Genomic DNA, 2,327 nt, shown 5'->3' on the forward strand with positions numbered 1-2,327 from the left:
TGCGCATGATAGAGAATCGACTTCGCCCAGCCACCGCCAGCACCGAGCACATCGCCATACGAAAATCCACCACAAACGACCAGACCCTTGAAGTTGTCCAACGTCTGCCGTTTCGCCATCAGATCGCTCATGTGCACATCCACCGCCGTGAAACCAGCGCGGTCGAAGGCGGCTGCCATTTCCACGTGACTGTTCACACCCTGTTCACGCAGGACAGCAATCTGCGGCCTGACATTCCGAGCAATATAAGGGGCGGCAATGTCTTCATCCGCATCAAAAGTCAGAACAGGACTCAGCCCAGGATCATCAAGGTCTTGTCGCGCCTGATGTTCCTGTTCAGCACATTCGCTATTGTCCCTTAACGCCTGCATCCGATAGGTCGTTTCGCTCCACAAACGACGCAGTTCAGCCCTGGACCTTCTCAGCTTTTCTTGGCCGCCTTGGCGGATAATCACATCGTGATGAGGCACAGGCTGACCGATATCGGCAACAAAAGCATCGAATCCAAATTGTCGCACCAAGGCCATCCAGGTAGTCACATCATCTGTGGCGACCTGCACCACCGCACCGAGCTCTTCATTGAAGAGATAAGGAATGATGTCCTCGTGCGCAGGTACATCAATTTCTAGGCCCATGCCACCGGCAAATGCCATTTCACATAGTGTGGCCCACAAACCGCCGTCACTGCGATCGTGATACGCCAATAGCACGCCAGCCTGGTTCGCTGCCTGAATCAAGGCAAAAAAGCGCTTGAGGCGATCCGGATCATCCACATCGGGGGGATTCTGCCCAATGTGACCAAACACTTGTGCCAAGGCGGAGCCGCCCAGCCGATGCTTAGCGCCCCCCAGATCAATACAATAAAGTCGACTGTCGACGCCTCGACGCAGCTCTGGAGTGAGTGCACGTCGTACGTCTTGTACTGGTGCAAAGCCGGAGACAATGAGCGACAGAGGCGCCGTCACCGAATGTTCTCCTTGCGCATCCTCCCATACGGTCCGCATAGACAAGGAGTCTTTACCAACGGGAATACAGATCCCAAGCGCTGGACACAATTCCATGCCGACGGCTTGGACCGCCTCATACAAATTGGCGTCCTCACCTTCCACGCCCGCGGCGGCCATCCAGTTGGCAGACAAACGAATGTCTTGGATCTTTTCGATCGGTGCGGCGGCCAAATTGGTGACCACTTCGCCCACCGCCATGCGTGCTGATGCTGCCGCCGACAGTAGGGCAATCGGTGTCCGTTCACCCATGGCCATCGCCTCGCCCGTATAATCCGCATGGGTGGTGGTGGAAATCGCACAGTCGGCCACCGGCACTTGCCAAGGCCCCACCATCTGATCTCGACACACCAAACCACCAACAGTTCTATCGCCAATGGTGATCAAAAAAGTCTTGTCCGCAACGGCCGGCAATTGCAATACCCGCTCACACGCGTCTGCCAGAGCCACGCCTTGCCAGTCGAACGGCAAAGTCTCTACTTTGCGACGCGACACATCTCGATGCATCTTGGGCGGCTTGCCAAACAACACATCCATCGGCAAATCCACTGGATAATTGTCAAAATGTGCATCGTGCACTTCGAGGCGCGGCGCTTCTGTCGCTTCACCAATCACCGCAAATGGACAGCGTTCCCGCTCACAAATGCGCTCAAATACTTCCAGTTTATCCGGCGCCACAGCCAGCACATAACGTTCTTGGGCTTCGTTGCACCACACCGCGACGGGCGGCATACCGGGCTCGGCATTCGGTACACGGCGAAGTTCGAATCGACCACCGAGTTCATTGTCATGAATCAATTCAGGGACGGCATTAGACAAACCGCCCGCGCCGACATCATGAATAAAGGCAATTGGATTGTCTTCGCCCAACGCCCAGCAGCGGTCGATCACTTCTTGGCAGCGACGTTCAATTTCCGGGTTGTCCCGCTGCACGGAAGCAAAATCGAGTTCGGCGGACGAGGCGCCTGTATCCATTGAGGATGCCGCACCACCACCAAGACCGATCAACATGGCTGGACCGCCAAGCACAATCACCTTGTAGCCTGGCGCTAGGCGCTGTTTTTCCACATGCGCCTGGCGGATGTTTCCGAGTCCTCCAGCGATCATAATCGGCTTGTGGTAGCCACGCACTTCATCCCCGGCGCCCAAATTGACCTTCATTTCAAAGGTTCGGAAATAACCGGCGACATTCGGGCGACCGAACTCATTGTTATAGGAAGCGCCGCCAATCGGCCCTTCCAACATAATGTCAAGCGCAGAAACAATTCGCTCCGGTTTACCAGTGTGGATTTCCCACGGCTGTTCATAGCCAGGAATATGCAA

1 protein-coding gene is annotated in these 2,327 nt (G+C 55.7%); it reads right to left on the reverse strand.

Features of this window, described 5'->3' with window-relative positions:
* A partial coding sequence (locus tag D6694_07080; protein ID RMH43409.1) for a phosphoribosylformylglycinamidine synthase occupies positions 1-2,327 on the reverse strand: 2,327 nt, incomplete at both ends.

The organism is Gammaproteobacteria bacterium (assembly GCA_003696665.1).
GTDB lineage: Bacteria > Pseudomonadota > Gammaproteobacteria > Enterobacterales.